At 46.1% G+C, this 18,077-nt stretch carries 12 protein-coding genes; 4 read left to right on the top strand and 8 right to left on the bottom strand.

All coding sequences use genetic code 11. From position 1 onward, the window contains the following. Nucleotides 1-255: 255 nt before the first annotated feature. The gene (locus ABIO93_RS20985) at nucleotides 256-3,249 is read right to left on the bottom strand and encodes a DUF2723 domain-containing protein (protein ID WP_348071262.1); all 2,994 of its coding nucleotides are present in this window, start codon (nucleotides 3,247-3,249) and stop codon (nucleotides 256-258) included. Between the two features lie 309 nt (nucleotides 3,250-3,558). On the opposite strand from ABIO93_RS20985, the gene ABIO93_RS20980 reads away from it, so the two are divergent. Beyond that, on the top strand, nucleotides 3,559-5,910 hold the full coding sequence (locus tag ABIO93_RS20980) for an ABC transporter permease (protein ID WP_348071260.1): 2,352 nt from the start codon (nucleotides 3,559-3,561) through the stop codon (nucleotides 5,908-5,910). Between the two features lie 318 nt (nucleotides 5,911-6,228). Here the strand turns inward: ABIO93_RS20980 and ABIO93_RS20975 are convergent, their stop codons facing one another. The 7 genes from ABIO93_RS20975 to ABIO93_RS20945 form a co-directional block, all read right to left on the bottom strand. Next, nucleotides 6,229-6,879, bottom strand: a complete 651-nt coding sequence (locus ABIO93_RS20975) for a response regulator transcription factor (RefSeq protein ID WP_348071258.1) — start codon at nucleotides 6,877-6,879, stop codon at nucleotides 6,229-6,231. 77 nt (nucleotides 6,880-6,956) lie between these two features. Further along, entirely contained in the window at nucleotides 6,957-8,270 is a 1,314-nt protein-coding gene (locus ABIO93_RS20970) for a HAMP domain-containing sensor histidine kinase (protein WP_348071256.1), read from the bottom strand. A gap of 475 nt (nucleotides 8,271-8,745) precedes the next feature. Next, nucleotides 8,746-8,958 carry a hypothetical protein gene (locus ABIO93_RS20965; RefSeq protein WP_348071254.1) on the bottom strand — a complete coding sequence of 71 codons (213 nt, stop codon included), beginning with the start codon at nucleotides 8,956-8,958 and terminating at the stop codon, nucleotides 8,746-8,748. Nucleotides 8,959-9,401: 443 nt separating this feature from the next. Next, nucleotides 9,402-10,103 (bottom strand): hypothetical protein, encoded by a 702-nt coding sequence (locus ABIO93_RS20960; protein WP_348071252.1) that lies wholly within the window; start codon nucleotides 10,101-10,103, stop codon nucleotides 9,402-9,404. Nucleotides 10,104-10,128: 25 nt separating this feature from the next. Beyond that, the gene (locus ABIO93_RS20955) at nucleotides 10,129-10,917 is read right to left on the bottom strand and encodes a DUF4097 family beta strand repeat-containing protein (RefSeq protein ID WP_348071250.1); all 789 of its coding nucleotides are present in this window, start codon (nucleotides 10,915-10,917) and stop codon (nucleotides 10,129-10,131) included. 51 nt (nucleotides 10,918-10,968) lie between these two features. After that, entirely contained in the window at nucleotides 10,969-11,769 is an 801-nt protein-coding gene (locus tag ABIO93_RS20950) for a HEAT repeat domain-containing protein (protein ID WP_348071248.1), read from the bottom strand. Continuing rightward, nucleotides 11,753-12,271, bottom strand: a complete 519-nt coding sequence (locus ABIO93_RS20945) for a sigma-70 family RNA polymerase sigma factor (protein WP_348071246.1) — start codon at nucleotides 12,269-12,271, stop codon at nucleotides 11,753-11,755. Before ABIO93_RS20945 ends, ABIO93_RS20950 begins: the two co-directional genes overlap by 17 nt. A gap of 200 nt (nucleotides 12,272-12,471) precedes the next feature. Between ABIO93_RS20945 and ABIO93_RS20940 the strand changes: the two genes are divergently transcribed. Genes ABIO93_RS20940 through ABIO93_RS20930 form a run of 3 tightly spaced genes read left to right on the top strand, consistent with a single transcriptional unit; the run spans nucleotide 12,472 to nucleotide 18,067 of the window. Further along, nucleotides 12,472-12,816 (top strand): PadR family transcriptional regulator, encoded by a 345-nt coding sequence (locus tag ABIO93_RS20940; protein ID WP_348071244.1) that lies wholly within the window; start codon nucleotides 12,472-12,474, stop codon nucleotides 12,814-12,816. A 2-nt stretch (nucleotides 12,817-12,818) separates the two neighbouring features. After that, entirely contained in the window at nucleotides 12,819-15,452 is a 2,634-nt protein-coding gene (locus ABIO93_RS20935; protein ID WP_348071242.1) for an ABC transporter permease, read from the top strand. Beyond that, complete coding sequence (locus ABIO93_RS20930) at nucleotides 15,449-18,067, top strand: FtsX-like permease family protein (RefSeq protein WP_348071240.1); 2,619 nt, start codon at nucleotides 15,449-15,451, stop codon at nucleotides 18,065-18,067. Before ABIO93_RS20935 ends, ABIO93_RS20930 begins: the two co-directional genes overlap by 4 nt. The last annotated feature ends 10 nt before the right edge of the window (nucleotides 18,068-18,077 follow it).

Here is an 18,077-nt window from a genome sequence, read left to right as displayed (position 1 = left end):
TGACCTCCAAATTAACGCAGATTCGACATTTCATATTGAAGGAAATTCTTCAACAAAGAACTCGACGATACCCGGTTGGCATTCCGGTGATGAGTATAATGGTACTTGGGAACTGCGGGACAAAAACCGGCTGACGCTGTGGTTAGATCGCAAGAAGTTTAGGATGTATTTATCGTTTATAATTATTAGCATTACCGAAAACAAGCTTGTACTAAGATTAAGTTCCAGTTTGAACGACAAAAAGAAGGACATCACCTATTTACGTATCTGAGCTAATCCCCCCCTACTAACCATATTAAAAGCCACCAGATGCTTCCGGAACATAGCATCGTATTTCTGCGTCTCCGCCTCTCTCCCTGCACGCTTGCATTCCTGAACAATGGTCTGTAAAATGTACAGATCCACATTCACATCCCTGGTCCTTTGGCCGCCATTATCCTTTGCCCACGTCAGGTTTTCATCCGATCGGAGCGCCATCGTCCGGGCCGAGTCCAATGCTTTTTTTTCCTCGCCAACATCAAACAGCATTCCCACAAAACCGGCTGAAAACTGGTCATAGGGAATGGTATCGTCTGGCATGACGGTCATGGCTTTGTTGACGACTTTTTTGGCGTCGTTGAGACTGTTTTCCGCGATTAGTTGCCCGGCGAGGCGAAGAAACGCGATCCGGCCCGAAGCTACCGGCGAACCCAGATAGGTATCGTCGTAGTAGGTTTTGGGATTATTCATTTCACGCCAGAAGGTTTTGTTCATCATGTTGTTATACATCACGTCCGTATTCACGTAGCCGTCCTCAGCGCCCGGTACCCGCACAGGAAGCAGGCGGAATGTATATCCTTCCAGCTGCATGTACTCTTGCAAGCCCAGATTATGCGTCGAACCCATAGTGGATGAGAAGTAAACGGGTCGTTTCCAGTTGTTGCTTGCAATGATGTCCAGCATCACCAGATCACCTTTCAAAAGGTCTTTCTCGCCAATGTTCCAGCTCATGGAATCGCTCAGGAATGGCACCAGGTCATTTTTTACAATATTCATTTTCTTGACCTGCTCCGTATCAATAGGCAGGAAAAACCTGGAAGAAGGCAGTATGGAAGTCATATCCCCGCTCGTCAGGGGCACCTGAATGGCTTTGTTATCCTGCTGGATCAGTTCCAAATATTCTTTGAGATTGATACCGTTTTTAACAGCCGGGATTTCATAAAAAGGCACGTAATCATTCTTCCCGCTGGCGTACGCATTGGAATCCAGAGATAGCGGAAGCGCCTCGGAAGTATTGATCTTTCGTTTCAATTGCTCAATGTACCAGTCGGCGCCCAGGAACGTCTGCACGCAAACCCGCACATCCTTCCTGAAACCTTCCACTTCCTGTACATACCATAACGGGAATGTGTCATTATCGCCGCCCGTGAACAGTATCGCATTGGGAGCACAGGAATTCAGCAGGTTACGCGCAAAATCAACTGAATGATAGCGATTGCTGCGGTCGTGGTTATCCCAGCCCTTTGTCAGCATTACTACCGGAACTGCCAGGCTCATTGCCGTCGCCAGACTTACCCGCAAATTGTTATTCTGAACCCATTTCTGTAACAGCTGCGCTACCGCCAACACGCCAAAACCAATCCAGATACAAAATATATAGAATGACCCGACGTAGATATAATCCCTTTCACGCGGCTCCGAAGGTGGCGAGTTGAGGTAAACGACCAGCGCGACGCCTGTTAATACAAATAGCAAACCCAACACCAGCATATCACGCCGACTACGCCGGTATAGCCATATCATGCCCGCTACACCAAGCAGAAATGGAAGCATAAAAAAGTTGTTATGCCCCCTGTTTCCGGCAATGGATGAGGGAAACGATTGGGCAGTTTGCCATGGCAGCAGCGTCCCCGCCCCTTCCTTATCACTCTCACGGCCCGCGAAATTCCATAGAAAATAACGCCAGTACATGTGCCCCAACTGATGTGAAAACATATAGCTCAGGTTATGGCGCATGGTGGGCTGCTGCCCTTCCGCAAGCCCTATCATTTGCTGATATAGCCCCGGATGTCCCGGCTGGGCGCTGTACATCCTCGGTAACAGCATATTAGCGCCCGGTTCATAACCATAAATCGGTTTGTAGTCGGTAATGACATATTTTCCATCCTTTTTTGTGTAAACCGGAGCACCCCGTTTCTGACTGACGGGCTTGGATGTGTAAGAAGGCCCATATAACAGTGGCCGACTCTCGTATTGCTCCCTTTTGAGATAATAAACAAAGCGCAGCACGTCGCTTGGATTGTTTTCGTTAATGGGCGGATTGTATTCCGAGCGAACCAGAACCAGCATATACGACGCATAACCTGTTAGTATAAACGCAAAGCATAACAAGCCGGTGTTCAGCAGCACTTTACCCATTCGGTGCGAATAACGGATAGCCCAGGTAAGGCTGCCCAGAAAAAGAACAATGAAGCAAATAATACCAGAGTTGTAAGGCAGGCCAAGCGAGTTGACAAAGAATATTTCAAATTTGGCCGACAGTTCGGGCAGGCCGGGAATGATACCGGCATTGATGATACCCAGAATGATCAGACCGGTTAGAAATGCGACAGAACCTCCGAAAACGGTCGGTTTTGGGTATTTTTTGAAGTAATAAACCAGCGCCAAAGCCGGTATGGTAACCAGGTTAAGCAAATGCACGCCAATGGAAATGCCTACCAGATAAGCCGCCAGGATCAGCCACCTGTTTTCCGTGGCCGGATCCTCCATACTTTCCCATTTGAAAACAGCCCAAATCAAAATGGCGGTAAAGAATGACGACATACCATATACTTCTGCTTCCACCGCGGAAAACCAGAACGAATCCGACCAGGCATAAGCAAGTGCACCAATCGTAGCCGAACCCATTACCAAAAAAATGTCTTGTGCCATTAGCTCTGACTCTTTCTTCCCTAACAACCTGACCGTGAGCAAAGAAATGGTTTTGAACAGAAAAAATATCGTAAAAGCACTGCTCAGCACCGATACCATATTGACCCAATAGGCTACTTGGGTGAGGTCACCGAATGCTAATAGTGAGAAAAGTCTGCCTACCAACAAGAAAAACGGCGCACCCGGCGGATGTGGAACCTGTAATTTAAATGCGGCGGCAATGAACTCACCGCAGTCCCAGAAGCTGGCCGTGCGTTCCATGGTGATCAGGTAGGTAGCGAATGCCAGTGCGAATATGCTCCACGCTGTAATGTTGTTCCATTTTTTGAAAAGTGTCATGATTAATAAGGATTTGGATCGTGCTGTAAACCGATGGCCAAAACTATCGCATTCGCCTGGAAGCATTGGGAGCGAGAATCTTAAAAAAAGTTAAGCCGCCATCCTATGAAGACTGGTTTAACTTTCTTTAACAAACGTCACCGTTCGTTTACGCCTTTGTATTGTCCGAAAGTGGACAGCAAAACGGATTTAAAAATTCGTTACATATTGATTTACAATTTATTACAAAATATCCTTCCCGATGGAACGCAATTTTTAGCTTCATATTTATCCGTTCAGGACTCCGTTCCAGCCAACCCAACAAAGGCCATGTTAAAAAACTACTTCAAAATTGCCATCAGAAGCCTGCTCAAAAACAAGCTGTTTTCTTTTATCAATATTTTTGGCCTTGCACTCGGCATGTCGTGCAGTCTGCTGATCTGGCTTTGGGTAAAGGATGAGGTCTCATTTAATAGTTTTTATCCGAACCTGAAAGACATTTATTTCGTCCGCTCGGGTTATGACTGGCGGGGACAGGTCGGCGCCGGTGAGGCTACTCCCGGCCCGTGGGTGGATGCGCTGGAAAAGGATGTACCTGAAATTAAAGCCATTACCAAAATAACCTGGAACCGCGGACAATTGATCCGTGTCGGAGAAAAAGCGACCAAAGAGGATGGTATATATGCTACCAGCCACTTTTTTGAGGTTTTTCAGTCCCCTTTTTTACAAGGTGATCCTGCAAGAGCCATTGAACAGCCCACATCCATTGCTATCTCGCGGAAACTGGCGGAAAAGTACTTCGGCAGTGTCAATGTGGTAGGAAAAACTTTGCGGCTGGATAATGCTAAGGATATGATCGTGAGCGCGGTGTTTGAAAATATCCCTCTCAACTCTTCCATCCGGTTTGAATGGATCGTGAACTTCAAAGCGCAGGAGCAGGATTGGATGAAATGGTGGGGCAATTCCTCTTTCAAAACCTATGCTTTGCTGAATCCTGGCGCCAATGCGGCGCATGCTGAAAGTATCATGAAGAAAGTCATCAAAAAGGTAGCACCGCCCGAACTGGCAAGCTTTCCGATGCTCCAAAGTATGCAGGACGTATACCTCTATTCGGAATACGAAGGCTTGAAACAGGCTGGCGGACGTATCGAATATGTTCGTATTTTTTCTATCGTCGCCATATTTATCCTGCTGATCGCCTGCGTCAATTTCATGAACCTTGCCACTGCCCGGTCGGTCAAAAGGGCCAAGGAAGTCGGCGTGCGGAAGGTAGTGGGAGCGGAAAAGAAATTTCTGGTCATCCAATTTCTTGGCGAATCACTGATCGTCAGCGCATTAGCGGCAGGCTTGGCATTACTGTTCATCATTGGCCTGCTGCCGGTATTTAATGAGGTCGTGCAGAAGCAGATCAGTTTCAGCAGCCTTGACCCATCATTATGGTTGTCGATCATCGCATTGATATTAATTACCGGTGTCGTAGCGGGCAGTTATCCTGCTTTGTACCTCGCCGCCCTGCAACCCATCAGGATCCTGAAAGGCAGGATCTCTTTTTCCAATAAAGGTGTCTTTCTGCGCAAGGGACTAGTGGTATTTCAATTCAGTCTTTCCATTTTTCTGATCGTCGGCATACTGGTAATTGGCAGGCAAATGGACTATATACAAACGAAACGGCTGGGCCTGGATAAGGAAAACGTCTTGTATATTCCTTTGGAGGGCGATCTGAACAATAAACTGGAAGCTTTTCGCCAAGAAATCATGAATTCTCCGGCCATTGACGCCGCTACTACGACTGGTGCTATTCCGACCAATATTATGGGCGTCTCCGGCGACCTGGACTGGACAGGGCGGGACAAAAATCTTGACAATTCGGTCAGCGCGGCCTATGTGGGTTATGATTTTGCTAAAACCATGCATATTCAAATGGTCGATGGCAGGGATTTCTCAAAAGACTACGCCGCAGATACTGCCAATTATATCATCAATGAGGCTGCTGCCAGAATGATGAAAATGCAGGATCCGGTGGGCAAGCAGGTAAAATTCTGGATGGGGAAAGGTACTATTGTGGGGCTCATGAAGGACTTTCACCTTAATTCATTCCACTCGGAGATCAAACCACTTATTCTGGTCAATTACAAAGGATTAAACACCGAATTCCTGATGGTGCGGTCGGTACCGGGCAAAACTACCGAAGCTATTGCGCATGTTGAAAAAATAACGCGTGCGTTCAATCCCAATTACCCATTTGTATATAACTTCCTCGACGAAGATTATGAGCGAATGTACCGTTCCGAAATGATCGTCAACACACTGATCCGGTATTTTGGAATGCTGGCCGTGATCATTTCTTGCCTGGGACTGCTCGGCCTTGCAGCGTTTACCGCTGAGCAGCGTACCAAAGAAATCGGTATACGTAAGGTACTCGGTGCCAATGTAGCCGGTATGGTCGCATTGCTGTCAAAAGACTTCATGAAACTAATCCTGATCTCAATCGTACTGGCCAGCCCTGCCGCATGGTACCTGATGGACCAGTGGCTGAAAGACTTCGTGTATCATATTGATCTGTCATGGGGGATTTTCGCAATTGCAGCTGCGATCGCGATTTCCATTGCATTGTTAACCGTCAGTTTTCAAAGTATCCGTGCAGCCCTGACAGATCCCGTCAAGTCGCTCAAAGCAGAGTAGTAAGCACTTTCTCGCGCTTTGCACGCCATACTTCTAATGAAGGACCTGATACAGGCTGTAAAAAATCGAATACCACATGACAGCCCCTGTGACGATAGTGAGCATAACCATCCCTATAAACGGCATTGCCCGATGTGTGTTATAGTCTAATGTTCTTTGCATTGAAGCGGAAATGATGATAGAGGTTCACGTTACCGGCACCGCCGGCAGATTATCCAGTAAAAATAAGTATTGAATATTATTATACAAATGGCTGTAAACGAATAGGTCATACGAATTTAACGACACCGTGTCACGATGATTCGACAACCCGCCCCGCTAATTTAAGTCAGTTTTCCGCCTCTTGTAAATCTCTACTTTTTTGAACAATTCCAGGATATTTGTGACTTCAAGCTTTTCGAAGATCCGGGCTTTATAGGTGCTTACGGTACTTTCCTTGATGTTAAGGTCTGTTGCAATGTCCTTGGTCCATTTACCGGTCAGTAACAAATCCATGATTTCAAGCTCTCGGTTAGACAGAATTTCCAGCGGACTTTCCTTGCTCTCTCGTTCCAGCAAAGTATTGTTAACGAGCTGGTCCTGGACAATGCTGCTGATGTAAGTACCCCCATTCAGAACGGAGGTGATGGCCTTTTCCACCTCTTCGTTAGATGAATCCTTGGGCAAAAACCCGTTAGCTCCGGCCCTCACATAATGGATCGCGTATAGTTCCTCGTCCTGAGATGAAAAGATGAGTATCCTTACTTTCGGCTGAATTTCCCTGATGCGGGTGATCATATGAAAAGCCTCTCCGCCGGGGATACGGATATCGAGCAGCACCAGGTCAAAATACCTTGTCTGGAGATGCCTTAACGTGTCGTTAAAAGTGCCTGCCTCGATAATCATCACCGAGGGCATAAAGTCTTCGATCAATAATTTCACTCCCATCCTTACAATGGAGTGATCTTCCACAAGTAAAATTGTTTTCATTCAAATGCACGTTACCTCAATTCCATTTAAAATTAGTTTAATAAATATGAAAATACATGTAGAAAATTAGCTACAACCTATTTTTTTGGAAAAATAATATGAATCGATGTCCCGGTAGGATCAAATCGTTCCGCAAACAGCTTTGCGTTGATCAGATTACTGATTTCCTTCACAATGAGCAGCCCCATTCCAAAACTTTGGGGATTGTGCTCCGGCCCGGGCAGCTTGTGATCGCTATTGATCCAGTTCATGATCCTGGCATCCATTCCCGGCCCCGTATCATTGACGATGATGTGCAATGTGTCGCGAAAATCCTGGTAAGTAACTTCGATCGTGCCATCATTGGTGACCTTGTTCGCATTGTCGATCAGGTTGTGAAGGATGATGCCCACAAGCTGCTGGTTACTTTTCAGAATGACGCCCGGCGTGATGCTGTTCGTAAAAGTGTTGGAGTTACTCTCAGCCTCACTGGCGAAGATCTCAAACTTCTGATCCACCAGTTCACTGACGTCCAGATAGGTAAAATTGACGGTCGTATTCTTGTAACGGAACTCTGTATATTCCAGCAGATTTTTCATGAAATGATAGAGCCTGTAACTCGACTGGCTGATGGCACGGACGGTAGGAAGGTCAGGATGGTTTCTCGCCAAACGCCCCGTGGTCGTCATCAAAAACCGTAGCGGGGTCTTAATGTCGTGAGAAATACTGGCAATCAGGTGTTTTTGGTGTACAAACTCCGCTTCCAGTTTTTTTTGTGAATCTCCGACGTAGTCCAGGCTGGCCGTCAGCTCCATCGTGCGGGCATCCAGTGCGTCGATCGTCTTGTAAAAAGAAGTAAAAAAGTAATAATTGATCAATACCAGAAAAAAGAAGTTGTGAAAGAGCAGGATCGTGACCGTCACTTTTCCGGTACCCTCGGGTCCCCATGGAATATCTGTCCCTAAATCGCTTTCGAACAAAATGTACAACACGAACGGGATCACGCCGGCTAGCGAATAAATGATTCCCCAGCGGTTACCCAGGCCATAAAACGCGTAAATACTAATGATGACGACATATTGTAATGTCACCAGATGAAATCCTTTCTGATAGATAAAGAGATTGCTCAGGATGATCATCAGGAAGATCATGATGCCCACATGTACAGCTTTGCGCCAGTCACAGCCCATTGCCAGCGCAACGTAGAAAACGACCGCTATCCCCATCAAAATGGCGATCCGGCTAGCTTGTTGCTGATAGTTTTCGGACATGTAATATACCAGCAGCATGCCGGTCGTTACAAGCCGCAAATGCAGTGAGTAAGACAATACCTTGATGCGCGCACGGTTCAGTATGTTGGTTTCCAGCGCCAGTTGTTTACGAACAGGCCATTCCAAAAACGATAGATTCATGCGTTTCGGTTTACTAACAATTGTTTTGTACCATTTATGATTGTACGAAGCAATTGTCTGATTCTATATGTGATTTGTAACCATTGGAAAATTCAAAACTACCTAAAATACACAATACAAAATGTAGCGAAATTGCTACATACGCATTGAGAGGTATCTACATTTTTTAACCCTTTTGGGTAGTATTTTTGCAAATACTTTCAAAATATAGGATGAAACGTGGGTAAGAGTGAAAGTAGCTTCTGGATCTGAACGTAATGAAATACGTTATAAACGTTGAGTATATTTTACACCTTCCGGTACTACCGTGGAGGTGTTTTGTTTTTTAAAGCAGAAACGATCTTGCTGTTACTGCCATACTCAAAGTTTTTGACAAACAATGTTGTTGTCGTATGTATTATATCTCCGGTGGAGCCGGGTGTTTCAGAAGGAGAGTAATGAAGAGGAACGGAGTGTAAATAATGCCGGGCAAAACCTAGCTCTCTTTGTCAGACTTTTCCTGACTTAGTCTTTTCGCTTTTTTTACTTCTCCCGGGGTAAATTCACCATTGATCCATCTAACAAAATTCTTAGACTGAACCTGATAAACCTGCGCCGAAAGGGGCTTCAAATCAGACTTTTCGATTTCGAGCAGATAGTCTGCAAGCAGCCTGTTAATTTCATCCAAATACTTACTCTGGGTCTTCATGTGATAGTGTTTTTAAACAAAACTAAGATTGATTACAAAAATCGTCAAGGCATTTAGTACCTCAACGCACTGCAATTATAATTTATTCAGTTTAATACCCTTTCGTTTTTGGGGTGAGCTGGGGGATTTTCAGGGTGTATCCAGGCCTCGTTGGGGGCAGTTTTTTCGGCCATAAAAAGCGCCACCGGAAAATAAAATTTCTACTACACCCCACTACCTAACACGAGCTACTATTCAATCATACAAAGTGTTATGAAATGAAGAGCTAATCTTTTGTGGATTTTACCGTTAATGGTGTGACTTTGTTTGCACTTCTTTTTATCCCGGAAAAATAATCTTCTCAAAACCAGCGTATTCCCCAAATGCGCGATCGCCTGCCCGAAATCACGGACAGGCGATCATTTTCATCATCAATTCAGTTTTGGACAAAAACCATCCTGCTATCAGTCCCGCTTGCGGAAATAGACATTGTTACTGATCGATTCGAGCCTTACTTCCGGGCCTCCACCGTTGCATGTGCCTTCCAGCAAATAGCCAACGATAGGGTTCTTTTGCTTTTTATTTTTAAAATCAATGTTAAGGTCTGAGTAAACTTCGCCGGTAATGGTTTTCATAGCAACATTGGCGCCCTTCGCTTTTGGCCAGCTCATATCTACATATCCGCTGATCGTTTTGGCCAGAACAGTCGATGTCGCCCCTTCGATATCAATGTTGCCGTTGATGGTTTCCAGCTTCAGTTTCGCCTGGCGCGGGAGATATACCTGGTAGTTGATCTCGCTGCACACATAGTGGCGGTCCTTGCCGTCGTTGCTGCTCCATGTTCCTTTCTTATCGCCAGGACAGTCCTCCCCTTTTCCTTGTTTCACTAAGTCCTGATCGAAATCTGTTTTCAGGATCACCTCGTCTGCTGTTGTGCTTTTCGTTACCAGCAATGCGTCATTCAACTTACCCTTGTTGATCGTAACAGCAATTCGTACAGACACTTCCGATTTATCCCAGTACCTTACCTTGATACTATCGGCGAATTTCAGGTTCAGGTTTACCGTCTTGCCCGTTTCGTAAGGCAGTTTATGTTCAATGATTTTCTGGGCAAAAAGCGGGCTGCATACGAATGCAAATGCGATCAGGAATAGTATATTTTTCATGGTTTAATAGGCTATTGGTGAACAATTACTTTTGTTTACGGATAAAAATATCGCTGCTGATGGTATTGATCTGGATTTCCACACCGCCACCATTGATCGTGCCCTCAATGTTACTTCCTCCGCTTAACTTCGGAATTCCGTCCTTCGAGCTTTTGAGGCCCAGGTCAAAATCTGTATACATTTCACCATTGATCGAGCGCAATTTCAGGTTGGCCTTCACCGCAGCAAGCAACGAAACGTCCACTGTACCGCTAATGCTCGAAATCGCAGTGGGCTTACCCTGATTTACAATAGCAAAAGCCGCCTTCACATCTCCGCTCGTACTGTTCGCGACCACCGGGCCAGTTACATTATTAAGATTGATATTGGCATTATTGGTACGGATTTCCAGGTCACCATCCACATTGCTGACACTAATTCCCGAGCCGCCCTGCCAGTTTGTTTGTTGGTACAAAACCGAAACCTGGCGCGGCAAGCGTATCGTATACTTGATGGATTTACGCGTCGCTTTCTCGATTTTTAAACCATTAGCGTCCGGCGTGACAGACAGCCCGATACCGGAATTATCAACGGCATTATAGTACAACGGCTTCAATCCTTTGGCACGATCTGGCGGCGCCTCATATCCCGACGAGGCCTGAATGATCAGCTCGTCACCATTGTATCCTTCGATCTTGATGTCGCTGTCGGCCATTTCAATGGTTAGTTTCTTATCCTTCGAATTGGCCAGTTTGGTCTTGAACTCCGGGTTTTGAGCCTGCAAATCTGCAAGGCAACAAAGTACACCCACACTCATTAAAAGCGCTTTTTTCATGGTTTTGATTGAAATAATGATTGGTAAATGTAAAATCCGCAGGGTCGTTTCTTATAATGTCAATGGTTTCGATGTGGCGACTGGCTCTTCGAGCCTGTACACGGCTTCTTCCGCTTTCAGCCTCACTACATCCAGTACCTCGTTGTTCCGGGCCAGCTGTTGAAACTGGTTCACCGCGCGCTTTTCCTTAATGGCTACTAGCGCTTCGATCAGCGATATCTGCACATTCGGGTCGGTTTGAATGGCGAGGGAACGGATCAGCGCCTCGCTCACATCACTTTGACTTTCGAAATGCACAAGCGCCTGGCATGCGGCCAGCCGGACATTGATATTCGGATCGAAATTGAGGGTATTGATCAGCAGCTGGGTAATGTCACTGTCCACGTCCGAGATTTCGTAACTCTGGTTCACAGCCTGAATGCGCTCACTGGCGGAAGTGATGGTGGTTTGCTCAAATGCCAGCACTTTTTTCATCTGATTAGCCGTCGCTACGTCCTCCGATTTGGCAAACACTCCGGCAACACCTTGTCCTGATCTTGCCTGAAACACCCAGCCACCCGTAAACCCAACAATCAGCAGCGCCAATCCGGCTGCAATGCCTATGAACCAGCTGGTAAGCCTGCGAACCGGTCCTTGCTTAGGTGGATCAAGTTTCATGGCGAGTTCACTGTTGAATGTAAGCGAAGGATGCTCGTCACGGGCTTCCTTAAAATAAGTGAACTGTGCCGCATGGCTTTGCAAATGCGCCGGTACCTCGTTGCCCTGAAAAAATGCTTTCAGTTCCCGCTCCTCTTCCAGCGACGTTTCGCCTTCGTAGTATTTTTCAAGTAGTTTTTCAATATCCTGCTTCATAGTCGTTTGCTTTAAGGTAATTGTCCCGGAGCTTCTGCCTCGCCCTCGAAAGGATCACGCGAATGTTGGCATTGCTCAGCCCGGTAACCTGTTCAATTTCTTCCAATGTATATTCCTCCACGTCTCTCAGATGCAGTACCAGCTTCTGTTGCTCTGGCAGTTCCCCTATCAGCCTGTGGATCAGGCCTGCACTATCGGTATTTTCCACCTGCCGGTACGGAGACACATCGTCAGCTTGCAAGCTGAGCATATCGGCATCGCCGCTTGTTTTCTGTTTGTGATGCGATTTCAACCTGTCCAGACATATATTTTTAGTCATCTGAACGGCCAGCGCTTCAATGCTCTGATAGGTTTCCAGCTGCTGCCTGTTGACCCATAACCTCAGGAACACATCCTGAATAGCATCTTCCGCTTCCTCGCGATTGCGGAGAAACATTTGTGCGAGCCTGAAAAGGCGTCCCTGCACGGGAAGAATGCGTTGGTTAAAGGCTTGTAAATCCATTTCAATGACAGAGACGACTGAGCCGGGAAAACGTTACAAGGTGATGTAATTTTTTTTATTCATGTCCAGCCCCGAACAACAAATGTTCGCAAACGGACATTGACTGATTTCAAATATGCCCTTTCTGATGAATCTATGCTGTTTTCCAAACTGGCAAGGGATTTGTTTTGCATTGTTATAACTAATCAGTCTATTGGTTTATGAAAAGAACATTTCTGGGAGAATTTGAAGAAATTGTCCTGCTGGTAGTAGCAGCCTGCACGGAGCAAGCCTATGGCGTGACGATTTGGGAAAACATTCAGCAATACACCGGTCGTACCATTTCGCTCAGTGCGGTGCACGCTACCCTATATAGATTGGAAGAAAAAGGTTTTCTCACTTCGGAAATGGGCGGCGCTACTGCCGAAAGAGGTGGCCGGAGAAAACGGTACTTCACCATTACCAGTTATGGAAACAGGGGTTTGCAGGAAATCCAGCAATTGCGTCAGCAACTTTGGCAAAATATTCCGGCCGAAAAAATGCAGCCCAAACTCAGCTTCTCATAGCCATGAAAGAGCCGAAAAAAAATGCCACTCCACCCCAATGGATCGATTACCTGCTCGGTGTCGTCATTGCCCCTCATTTCCTGGAAGATGTCCTCGGCGATCTGCATGAAGTTTTCCTGATCCTGGCAAAACGCTCGGGATACAAAAAAGCAAAATGGCTGTACTTGTTTGCCGCTGTCAGATATATAAGACCTTATTTTATCAAAAGAAAGCCAACGCAATATTCTCCTACCTACTTATTTAGCCCTGAAATGATCCAGAACTACTTTAAAATCTCACTGCGAACGCTGGCCAAAAATAAGGCTTACAGCTTCATTAACATCACCGGACTCGCCATGGGAATGGCCGTGGCCATGCTCATTGGTTTGTGGATCTACGATGAATTGTCTTATGACCGGTATCACAAAAATTTTGACAGGATCGTCCAGATTTTGCAACATCAGACCAGCAACGGGGTTACTAATACACAAAACTCCGTCCCGTACCCACTCGGCGATGAGCTTCGCAATAAGTACGGGAGTGATTTCAAGCATATCCTGATGTCGAGCTGGACGTCACCGCACATTCTTGCATTTGGCGACAGAAGAGTGAGCAAAAGCGGCAACTACATTGAATCAGGCGCGCCGGAAATGCTGACGTTGGAAATGCTTTCAGGAACATGGGCGGGCCTCAGAGAACCTAATTCCATCATGATTTCCAGATCTGTCGCCGATGCACTTTTTGGCGAAGCCGATCCGATGGAAAAGGTCATTAAAATGGACAATAGCCAGAATGTCAAAGTGACCGGCGTTTATGAAGACCTTCCTTACAACTCCACATTTCGGAATCTGACCTTTTTGGCTCCCTGGTCGCTTTATGAGGTCACTAACCCTTCACTGAAAACGATGGAAGATCCGTGGAGACCCAATAATTTTCAGATTTTTGCCCAGTTGAATGAGCATGCCGATGTAGACCAGGTTTCTGCCAGGATTAAGGATGTGAAAAAGAAAAATATCCGGCAGGAGCAACTGAAATTTAAGCCGGATGTGTTCGTCAATCCAATGTCTCAGTGGTATCTCTATTCTACTTTTAAAAACGGTCACCGTGTGGGTGGAAGGATCGAAAATGTGTGGCTTTTTGGTATGATAGGCGCATTTGTACTGCTGCTGGCCTGTATTAATTTCATGAACCTCAGTACGGCAAGATCCGAAAAACGGGCGAAAGAAGTGGGCATCCGCAAAGCTGTCGGGTCTGTAAGAAACCAGCTCGTAACGCAATTTTTAAGTGAATCACTGCTGGTCGTGGCTTTGGCATTTGTAGTTTCATTCCTTCTTGTTTTGCTTATGCTTCCGTTTTTTAATGAAGTAGCAGACAAAAAATTGGAAATCCTGTGGGTGAATCCTGTCTTCTGGGCCTTAGGACTGAGCTTTACACTTTTGACAGCATTTATAGCAGGAAGTTATCCGGCACTATACCTGTCGTCATTTCAACCAGTGAAAGTACTGAAAGGTACCTTCAAGGCAGGACGGTTCGCAGCAATGCCCCGACAGACGCTCGTAGTTGTTCAGTTTACTGTTTCGATTGTTTTGATCATCGGTACGATCGTTGTTTTCAGACAAATACAATTTGCGAAAGACCGGCCGGTTGGCTACGAAAAAAACGGCCTGGTAACGGTTTATCTGTGGACGCCCGAGATCCACAAGCATTTCGAGGCAGTAAGAAATGAATTGAAAAGCAATAATGCCATCATTGAAATGGCTGAATCCAACAGTCCGGCAACCAACAACTGGGCATCGACAAGCGGCATTGTCTGGAAAGATAAAGATCCCTCGCAATCCACAGATTTCAGCTACAACAATGTTTCGTACGAGTACGCACAAACCATTGGCTGGAAATTTGTAGATGGCCGGAATTTTAGTAGGGAGTTTGCCAGTGATTCGTCGGGGCTGGTCGTGAACGAAGCAGCTGTAAAATTCATGGGCCTCAAAAATCCTGTTGGCGAGAACCTGATGTGGTTCGACAGTCCTGTCAAAATCATCGGTGTGGTAAAAGACATGATCATCGATTCGCCTTATGAGGCTGTCAGGCCACTGGTTTATAGTTTGGCCAATGATATGGGTGGGGTAATCAGCCTCCGGATCAACCCAAAACTGAGTGCGAGCGCATCATTGCAAAAAGTAGAGCGTATTTTCAAAAAATATGACCCGGCAGTACCATTTGAGGCACATTTTGTGGATCAGGATTATGACGGGAAGTTTTACGATGAAATGCGCATTGCCAAACTAACCACTTTCTTCTCAGCCCTGGCGATCCTGATCAGCTGCCTCGGCCTGTTCGGTGTCGCGTCATTCATCGCCGAGCAGCGTACCAAGGAAATCGGGGTCAGAAAAGTTTTGGGAGCAACCATTCTGAACGTTTGGGGCATGCTATCCAGGGATTTTGTAATTCTTATTTGCATTTCGTTCGTGATCGCCGCGCCATTCTCCTACTATTTTCTAAATGGCTGGCTCGAAAAATTCCAGTACCGGACCAGTATTTCCTGGTGGATATTTGCCCTCACCGGCCTGGGAACGCTGTTGATTACACTAGCGACAGTGAGCTTCCAGGCGATCAAAGCCGCGATGATGAATCCGATCAAAAGCCTGAGATCTGAATGAGTGCTCCGCCAAAACCTCCGCGCTGGGCTGATTATTTGCTTGAAAAATGGGTCGATGACCGTTTTCTGGAAGATATTCAGGGGAACCTTTGTGAAGTTTTTGTAAAAGACATCAAACAAGGTAATGTTGCCAAGGCCCGCCGGAATTACGCATTCGCCGCTATCAGGCATTTAAGTCCGTATTTTTTCAATCAAAGATCCACCGAAACCCGCTCCGTTAATATGTTGAGTTTGGATATGATCCGTAATTATTTCAAAACAGCCTGGCGCCATTTGCTGAAAGACAGGCAGTTCACGATGCTCAATCTGGTCGGGCTTTCCACTGGGCTCGTCTGTACATTGTTGATTTGTTTGTGGGTCACCGATGAGCTTGGCTTTGATAAATTCCACGAAAAGGACAACCGGCTTTACGAAGTCATGATCCATGAAAAAAGCAGCAGCGGGATTGCCACTTCGAATGGTACCGGTGACCGCATGGGTGAAACGCTCGTACAGGAAATGCCGGAAGTTGAAATGGCCGTCACCACCACACCTTCCACCTGGTTTCAGAAATTCAGCCTTTCGGTGGGCAGCAACACGGTAAGTGCTGGCGGAAACTTCGTTGGTCAGGATTATTTCAATGTGTTTTCATTTCCATTGATACAAGGCAACAAAAATGAAGCGCTGGTCAATAAGAATTCCATTGCTATCTCCGAAAAACTCGCGGTGCAACTCTTCCGTTCCGCAGATCAGGCCGCAGGGAAAATCATCGAATGGAAATGGTTGTCTTTTTCAGGGAAATGCATGATTACAGCTGTTTTTAAAGACTTTCCGGTCAATTCTTCCCAGCAATATGATTTTCTTTTATCAATGGATGCCTGGAACCAGATCATGCCCCCAGGCCGAATGCCCAAAACCAGCAGCGGCCCATTCAACTGCTATATTGTACTCAGAGAAGGCGCTGACCCGGTGCTTTTCGACCAGAAGATGGCAGGTCTGGCGAAAACAAGTTTCAATGATTCGACATCCAGATTATTCCTGAATAAATACTCCGACACCTATCTGCACGGGAAGTTTGAAAATGGTGTACAGGCTGGTGGCAAAATTTCCTACGTAGGCTTGTTTGCCCTGATTGCGGTCATTATCCTGGTCATCGCGTGCATCAATTTCATGAACCTATCCACCGCCAAAGCCTCAGTGAGGGTCAAAGAAGTGGGTGTAAAAAAAGCACTGGGCGCGGCGAGATCTACATTGGTGTTTCAGTACCTGAGCGAATCGTTGCTCATGAGTTTTATCGCATTACTCATCGCAATGCTGCTCGTTACACTGCTTTTACCTCAATTTAATACCATAACGGGTAAGCAGCTCACATTGCATTTTGACCCGAAAATCATTCTTGGCATACTGTCTATTACCGTTGTCACAGGATTATTGGCTGGCAGTTATCCGGCGTTACACCTTTCACGATTCAGTCCCATTACTACGCTAAAAGGGAACCTGGTAAGTTCATTTGGCGAATTATGGGTGAGAAAAGGCCTGGTCGTTTTTCAATTCACGATATCAGTCGTGTTCATTGTGTCGGTAATGGTAGTCTATCGGCAGATCAATTACGTTCAGCACAAAAATCTGGGTTACGACAAAGACAATATTCTTTATTTTGAAATGCAGGGACGCGTAGCCGAGCAACCTGAATCCTTTCTCGCACAGCTGAAATCACTGCCGGGTGTCGTGAATGCTGCCAGTATCCAGCAAAAAATCATTCTTCCTGCGTCCTTACCCGGCACTGGTGTGCGCTGGGACGGGAAAAATGCAGACGACAAGATCCGTTTTTACAAAATGCCGGTGAATTACGACCTCATCGAAACCATTGGGATCAAAATGGCAGAAGGACGTAGCTTTTCGCGAAGGTACGGCTCTGATACAGCCAATATTATCCTGAATGAAGCAGCCGTAAAAGCGATGGAACTTCAAGATCCTATTGGCAAAACCATCCTGATTGGCAACAATACCAGGCACATTGTCGGGGTGAGTAAAAACTTCCATTTCAACTCATTGCACGAGGAAATCAAGCCATTTATCCTCTATTTTTCTCCCTCAGAAACCATGCTCATCATGACCAAAATTGCTGCTGGAAAGGAAAAAGAAACCATTGTCGGAATGAGTAATTTTTACAAATCATACAACCCGGGTTATTCGTTTGACTACCAATTCCTTGATCACGACTATCAGGTTCAGTATGCTTCCGAAACGGTGGTGTCGGAGCTGGCAAAGTATTTCGCAGGCCTCGCCATTATCATATCCTGTCTTGGGCTTTTCGGACTTGCAGCATTCACAGCCGAGCGTCGCAAAAAGGAAATCGGTGTGCGAAAGGTACTTGGCGCCACGGTGAGCAATGTGGTTGCCATGCTCACGAAAGACTTCATGATACTGGTGCTGATTGCAGTCCTGATCGCTTTCCCGCTGGCGTGGTGGCTGATGGATAGCTGGCTGCAAAACTTCGCCTATCACATTGCTATCGGTACCGGCGTATTTATCGTAACCGGTTTACTAATGCTAATCATTACGTTGCTAACCATTGGTTATCAGTCCATTAAAGCTGCGTTAATGAACCCAACGAAGTCGTTGAAAGCGGACTAAATTGTAATTT

The organism is Dyadobacter sp. (assembly GCF_039919315.1).
GTDB lineage: Bacteria > Bacteroidota > Bacteroidia > Cytophagales > Spirosomataceae > Dyadobacter.
Note: the sequence above shows the minus strand (reverse complement) of the source record. Positions and strands in the feature narration are given on the sequence as shown.

Bases quoted from the DNA above. Each gene is read 5' to 3' on its own strand.
- ABIO93_RS20985 (WP_348071262.1), bottom strand. From the start codon at position 3,249: ATGACACTTTTCAAAAAATGGAACAACATTACAGCGTGGAGCATATTC.
- ABIO93_RS20980 (WP_348071260.1), top strand. From the start codon at position 3,559: ATGTTAAAAAACTACTTCAAAATTGCCATCAGAAGCCTGCTCAAAAAC.
- ABIO93_RS20975 (WP_348071258.1), bottom strand. From the start codon at position 6,879: ATGAAAACAATTTTACTTGTGGAAGATCACTCCATTGTAAGGATGGGA.
- ABIO93_RS20970 (WP_348071256.1), bottom strand. From the start codon at position 8,270: ATGAATCTATCGTTTTTGGAATGGCCTGTTCGTAAACAACTGGCGCTG.
- ABIO93_RS20965 (WP_348071254.1), bottom strand. From the start codon at position 8,958: ATGAAGACCCAGAGTAAGTATTTGGATGAAATTAACAGGCTGCTTGCA.
- ABIO93_RS20960 (WP_348071252.1), bottom strand. From the start codon at position 10,103: ATGAAAAATATACTATTCCTGATCGCATTTGCATTCGTATGCAGCCCG.
- ABIO93_RS20955 (WP_348071250.1), bottom strand. From the start codon at position 10,917: ATGAAAAAAGCGCTTTTAATGAGTGTGGGTGTACTTTGTTGCCTTGCA.
- ABIO93_RS20950 (WP_348071248.1), bottom strand. From the start codon at position 11,769: ATGAAGCAGGATATTGAAAAACTACTTGAAAAATACTACGAAGGCGAA.
- ABIO93_RS20945 (WP_348071246.1), bottom strand. From the start codon at position 12,271: ATGGATTTACAAGCCTTTAACCAACGCATTCTTCCCGTGCAGGGACGC.
- ABIO93_RS20940 (WP_348071244.1), top strand. From the start codon at position 12,472: ATGAAAAGAACATTTCTGGGAGAATTTGAAGAAATTGTCCTGCTGGTA.
- ABIO93_RS20935 (WP_348071242.1), top strand. From the start codon at position 12,819: ATGAAAGAGCCGAAAAAAAATGCCACTCCACCCCAATGGATCGATTAC.
- ABIO93_RS20930 (WP_348071240.1), top strand. From the start codon at position 15,449: ATGAGTGCTCCGCCAAAACCTCCGCGCTGGGCTGATTATTTGCTTGAA.